The organism is Candidatus Eisenbacteria bacterium, assembly GCA_016867495.1.
In the GTDB taxonomy this organism is placed as follows: domain Bacteria; phylum Eisenbacteria; class RBG-16-71-46; order CAIMUX01; family VGJL01; genus VGJL01.
This window is the reverse complement of record VGJL01000150.1, coordinates 1-6,173: the sequence shown is the minus strand read 5'-3', so window position 1 is coordinate 6,173 and position 6,173 is coordinate 1. Positions and strand designations below refer to the sequence as shown.

The window sequence follows — 6,173 nt, the reverse complement described above, 5'->3', positions numbered from 1 at the left end:
CGTCGACCCTGTGTCGCTGACCAATCTCCGCGCGACTCTCCTGCTCTACGAGGATGACGTCTACTGGTGCTGCGGATACGGCGGTCAGAACATCTGGCAGCACACGACCCGCTACATCTACGACGAGACCATCACTCTCTCGGGGGTCGGATCGGAGCGGACGGTCCAGCGGGTCATTCCGGTCGGCGTCGGCTGGGACCCTGCCAAGCTGCACGTCGTGGCCTACCTCCAGACCACCACCGGGAACAGGGAGATGATCCAGGGGAAGCTCCTGCCGATGGTCCCGGACTTCACCGTCGCATACGAGCGTCAAGTCCGATCGGTGCCCGGCGGGAACGGCACGGCGATCTTCAACGGCACGGTGACGAACATCGGTTCATCGACCGACGTTGTGACCCTCGAGGTCACAGACTCGTTCGGGGCCTGGGATAGCGACTTCCTCGTCTGTGGAGACCCCTATCCCCATCCTGGCTCGGTCCAGATCACGCTCGATCCGAGCGAGAGCTGCGCCTTCCAGCTCCGCGTCCACACCGATGCAGCGCGGGAGGTGAGGGAGGGAACCTGCAGGGCGAGTTCGCAGGCGACGACGCGATCGGAGAGCAAAGATCTGCGGGTCTTCAACGGAAGCTACGCGGTGCTCTTTGTGGATGACGACGAGGGGTTCGACTACGAGACTCCCATCAAGAACGGCCTGGATGCCCTCCTCTATGTGTACGAGCACTGGGACATCACGAACGGCCATGCGCAGGTCTCGCCGGACTACGATGACATGGCCGGCTTCGACTACGTCGTCTGGCAGACCGGCTGGCGGACCGGGACGGTCATCACGGACAACGACACCGCGGCGATGGCGGCCTTCATGGACGACGGCGGCAGTCTCTTCCTGAGCAGCCAGGCCTTCCTGAACCAGTACGCTTCGCCGAATGTCTTCATCACGGACTATCTCGGGGTGGCCTCCTGGGTCCTCGATCGCGGCTACACGCAGATGAACGGCGTCGCAGGCGATCCGATCGGCGATGGGATCAGCCTGCCGCTCAGCTTCCAGTATCCGACCTGGCGGAAGGGGGACAGCGCGGTTCCGGGGCCTACCGCGTCGACCGTCTTCCTTGCGCCGGACGGCTCCCACGCCACGGTCCGCAACACGATGCCAGACGGCGCGAAGTCGGTCTTCATGCCGAGCAGCTACAACGCGATCAGCCAGAGCGACCCGGACCCGAACAACACGAGGTTCGTTCTGCAGCGGATCATGGAATGGCTGGAGCCGCCCACGCCCGCGGCGGTGGGGGACGATGCCGGCTCTCTTTCCGGCTTGATCGATCGGGCGCGGCCGAATCCATTCTCTCGGCGGACCGAGATCGCCTTCGAGCTCTCCGCGGGCGCGGCGGACGCGCCGATCCGTCTCGAGATCTTCGACATCGCGGGGCGCAGGGTCGCGGGGCTATTCGATGGAGTCTTGCCCGCCGGCCCTCACACGCGGGTCTGGGACGGGCGGACCGAGGCCGGCGAAGCCGCGGGGAGCGGGGTCTATTTCGCCAGGCTCTCGACAAGGCAGGGGAGGAGCGTGGAGAAGCTGATTCTGCTGCATTAGACGCTTCTCATTGCATCTCTAGAGCGAGCGGGCGAGACCGATGGAACCCGCCGCTTCCCAAAGCCCCGCGCCGCGAATGCGAACACAGCGGGGCGAAGGGAAGCGGCGGGTTTCCATCTAGTGCCCAGGAACCGGGCGGAGCGGATCCGCAAGGCGCGCTGCGGGGGCGTTCAAACTGCTCTCCAGCCGCTCGGCCCCGTTTGCGCCGGGCGGTTCGCGCTTGCGGCTTCGGCGGGAGTGAGGCAGGGTTCGACTCGCCATGTCTTCTCCCGCCCGCGACCACAGTCTGTTCCACCTCCGGCGCCTGCAGGCGCAAGCGCCGCGCCTGTGCGCGGACGCCGGCGTCGACCACGTTCCCGAACTCCTTCATGGCGGTCTGCCCTCTGGCCGGGGCGAGGGAGGCCTCGCGCTTGGCCTCTCCCCCGCGGGAGGCGCGCCCGAGCGCGGGGGCGGCGCGTCCGAGCGTGATGGCGGCGCGCCGGAGTGCGGAGGAGGCGCGCCCGAGACCAGGGGGAGCGCAGAGCGCCCGGCCGGGAACGGGCTCGAATGCCTGGTGGACGCATGGGTCGCCGGCCATCCGGGGCGGAAGCAGGCAGGCCTCTTTCTGACGCCTCCGGCGGTCGCGCGACGACTGATCGAAGTCGTTTCAGCCGATGGCGGCCGGCATCCCTCGTCGATCATGGATCCCGCGGTCGGCGCCGGCGTCTTCCTTCTGGAAGCGGCCCGGCGGTTCGGGCCTGCGGTAGAGCTTCACGGCATCGACAACGATCCGATGGCCGTCGCCGCGACGCGTCTCGCGCTGTGGCTCGCGGGCGCGGTGCGCGATCCGGCTCTTCTCATCGAGCGGATCCGCCTGGGCGACTCGCTGGCGGACGCCGAGCGATTCGGGGTCGATCTGATCTGCGGGAATCCTCCCTTCGGCAACGCGATCGAGAAGCGGACCGCGCGCGCGTCCGCGGAGCGGGGGCGTCTGCGCGAGGCGTATCCGGAATCGGCACGCGGGCCTTACGACCGCAGCGTCCCCTTCGTTCGCGCCGCGGCGGATCGACTGACCGATGCAGGCAGATGCGCCCTTCTTGTCCCGCGCGCGCTCCTCGCAGCCCGCTACGCGGAGGGGCTGCGGGAGTGGATGGAGCGCGAGATGCCCCTCACGCAACTCCTCCTCTTCGTGGGCGACAGGCCCTGCCCCGACGCCGCGATCGCCATGGTCGGCTGGGTGGCGGAGCGTTCGCCTCGTCGCGAACCGGTGGGCGTGATCGCCAGGGGGACGGAGGTCCGCCGCGTCGAGCGTCATCTTTTCGGAAAGCGCTCGTGGGGGGCTCTGATCGAACCCCACGCACGGCGGCTCGAGGAGGTCGCGGCCGGTCATCCGAAGATGGGGGAGTTCTTTCTGGTTCGTTCGGGCGCCGCCGTCGGCGAGGCCTATCGCTTGGCCGCGCAGGTGAGGGAAGGGGGCGAGGGATGGCGCCTGCTCACTTCGGGGCGAATCGATCGTTACCGGGACACCTGGGGAAGAGGTCCGACGCGTCATCTGGGACGGAGCCTTCTTCATCCGATCCTGCCGCGCGACGCGTCCGGCCTCGGAGAGAGCCGCCGCGCCCTGTATGACTCGCCGAAGATCGTCGTGTCGGGACTATCGCAAGTGATCCGGGCGGCGCGCGATGAGCGTGGCGAGGTCGCGGGGACGGTGGGGACGCAGCTCGTCCTCCCGCGCGATCGCGGCCCGAGGGCCGAGGTTCTGCTGAGAAGGGCGACGATCCTCATCAACAGCGCGTGGCATTCGATGATCCATCGCGCCCGGCGCGGGCCGCTCGCCCTCTCCGGGGGGAGCGTTCCCCTGGGGAGAAGGGACATCGAGGAGCTCCCCTTCCCGCGGGTGCTCCTCGCGCAGAGCGCGGTCGCGAAGCCGGAGGACCTTCGGCACTTCCGGGAGGACGGGTCGCTCGCGCTCCCGCGGGAGGATCTCGATCGGCTCGCCCTGCTGGATGCTCTCGATCCCGCGCGCGACGACGCTCTCGCGCAGAGGCTCATCCTCTCCCTGGCGGGGCACGACGATCGGGAAGCCGCGTCGATCCTCGCAGCGTGGGGCGAGCGTCTCAGACGCGATCGAACCGCTCTAGCGTGACTCCTCGACGAGGTCGCGGAGCGCCTTCTCATCCACGATCTGTATCCGGCGCCCCTCGATCCTGATGGCGCCTTGCTGCGCGAGGCGATGGAGGTTGCGGGAGACGATCTCGCGGACCGTCCCGAGTCGGTTCGCGATCTCCTGGTTCGAAAGGCTCAACGTGAAGGTCGGTCCCCGCCGCTCGGACATCTCCAGGAGGTACTTCGCCAGCCGCTGGGGCACCTCGAGCAGGGAGAGCTCCTCGACGAGCATGACGAGGCCCCTGAGCCGGCGCCCGAGCACGCGGAGAATCCCCAGGGCCAGCTCGGGCTTGCGGCGGAGGATCTCCTCGAAGGCGGCGCGCGGCACATGGAGGACTCGGCTCTCTTCGATCGCCGCGCACGACGCGGGATAGGGTTCGCCATCAAGGAGGGGCAGCTCCGCGGCGAATCCGCCCGGCCCCTCCATCGCCAGGATCTGCTCGCGGCCGGACGGAGCGCTCCGGTAGATCTTGATCGCGCCTGAGAGGACCATGAACATTCCCCGGCAGGGATCCCCTTCCTGGAACAGCTCCTCGCCCTTCTGGAAGACCGTCTGCCGGCCGGAGCGCGCCAGATCGCTCAATGTTCCCTGATCCAGATCGCGGAAGAAGGGGACCTTTCGCAGGGCGGAGATCGCCGCCTTCCTCTCCATCTCGCTCATCGACATCGGATCCGCCTCAGTCTCCGCGGACCTCGGTCCTGCTCTCGAGGAAGCGGGCGAGCAGGTGGAAGTCGGAGTCGGGGCGGATGAACCGCACCTCCGTCTTCAGCGTCTGCGGATTGACGAGGCGCTGGAACGGCACGTACGTCAGCTCGAGCTGACCGGTCACGCTCACCATGTGGCCGTCGAGGTTCTCCTCCACAAGGGCCCTGTAGGCGCCGATCCCGAGCTGGCTGCCGAGCATGACGTCGAAGGCGTGAGGCGGGGCGCAGCGCGACTCGTAGCCGAGCTGGAGGCCGATCACCTTCCTGTCCTTTCCCGTGCGCTTGCGGTACTCCTCCGCGACGAGGCGGGCGATCTCCTTGCCGATGTCGATCTTGCCGATCGAGATGTTGCCGTGCTCGTCTTTGGGGATGCACCGTATGTAGCGCTCTGGGAACAGCTCGGCGAGCCCTTCGGCGAGGACGACGGTGCCGAAGTGCTTGTCCTCGCGCCTCTCGCGGGCGATCATCAGGTTCACGATCTGATCGACGAGCGCCTCGATCTTGAGGCGCCGCTCCGCGCGCGTCCCGCCGGTCGCGGGATCGACCACCTCGTCATCGAACATCATCCCCTGATCGACGTCCTCGACGGAGATGACCATGTTCGCCTCGCCCGCGATCCCGACCCCGTAGGAGAGCCATCCGGCCTTGCGCCCCATGCACTCCGCGATGTAGTAGACACGCCCAGCCTCGGCGTCCGCGCGCAGGTTCTTCATCTCCTTCGCGATGAAGTCGACCGCGGTGAAGTAGCCGAAGGTGAAGTCGATCCCCTGGTAGTCGTTGTCGATCGTCTTCGGCAGATGGACGATCTGGATTCTCTTCGCCTCGGGAGGAAGGCGCTTCTGGAACTCGTGGAGGAGATTCGCCGTCTTCAGGGTGTCGTCGCCGCCGATCGAGATGAGGGCGTCGATCCTGAGGTCCACGAAGGCCGAGTAGACATTTCGCAGCCCGACGGTCTTCTCCGGGTCGTTGAGATCTTCGGCACGACAGAGCCCCTTGCCGGGGTTGGCGCGCGAGGTGCCGATCAGGATCCCCTGGGAATTGCGGCTGCCGGTCACCTCCTTCTGCGTCAGTTCCCTGTAGTGTTCCTCCCGGACGAGTCTGTGCGTCACGGGATGGTACTTCTGGAGGTTCTCGTAGCCGTGCAGGAAGCCTACGACCTCGCGATCGTCGTCCAGGAAGCTGACCGCGGCGGCGCTGATCACGGCGTTCGCCGCCGGGGCGGGCCCGCCAGCGAAGACGATGCCGACCCTGCGGATGTGGTCTCCCTTTCGGGGTCTCGATACGAGGTTGTTGCGCGGCATCTAGTTCACCCACTTCCTGGCCCGGCGGCCCGGGGCGCGCCGATGCCGGATTCTCCGTCTGCTGTCCTGGTCGTGAATTGATCGGGGAAGGCGACCGACCGCCATCCGGAAACCGTACCGGTTGCGGCGGCGATTGTCCAGCCGCCGGAAGGGCCCGCGCGGAAGATCCCGCGGAGGATCCCGCGCGGATCGGCGGCGCGGGTCAGCCCGCCACCGTCATCCCGATGAATGGAAGAAGGGGCAGGCCGCGCACCGGCCGCCGGCGGTCGAGATCCCGATTCCAGATCATCGAGACGCTGTTCTTCCTCGCGGTCATGTTGAGGACCTCGAGGAAGATCGATCCCGAGCGGCCGAAGATCGAGATCTCCCGTTCCACCCGGCCGTCCAGCCTTCCATAGGATGACATCTTCTCGCTGAAGGGATCTCCCCAGACG

General features: G+C 67.5%; 4 protein-coding genes. 2 read left to right on the top strand and 2 right to left on the bottom strand.

The window, feature by feature from the left end; translation table 11 throughout:
* Together FJY88_10950 and FJY88_10945 are read left to right on the top strand one after the other, a co-directional pair.
* A partial coding sequence (locus tag FJY88_10950) for a hypothetical protein (protein MBM3287851.1) occupies positions 1-1,588 on the top strand: 1,588 nt, incomplete at its 5' end.
* A gap of 259 nt (positions 1,589-1,847) precedes the next feature.
* Positions 1,848-3,713 carry a methyltransferase gene (locus tag FJY88_10945; GenBank protein ID MBM3287850.1) on the top strand — a complete coding sequence of 622 codons (1,866 nt, stop codon included), beginning with the start codon at positions 1,848-1,850 and terminating at the stop codon, positions 3,711-3,713.
* Here FJY88_10945 and FJY88_10940 read toward each other — a convergent pair.
* Positions 3,705-4,400, bottom strand: a complete 696-nt coding sequence (locus FJY88_10940; GenBank protein MBM3287849.1) for a Crp/Fnr family transcriptional regulator — start codon at positions 4,398-4,400, stop codon at positions 3,705-3,707. The two genes, FJY88_10945 and FJY88_10940, sit on opposite strands and share 9 nt — an antisense overlap.
* Positions 4,401-4,410: 10 nt before the next feature.
* The gene (locus FJY88_10935) at positions 4,411-5,739 is read right to left on the bottom strand and encodes a 6-phosphofructokinase (GenBank protein MBM3287848.1); all 1,329 of its coding nucleotides are present in this window, start codon (positions 5,737-5,739) and stop codon (positions 4,411-4,413) included.
* Between the last annotated feature and the right edge of the window lie 434 nt (positions 5,740-6,173).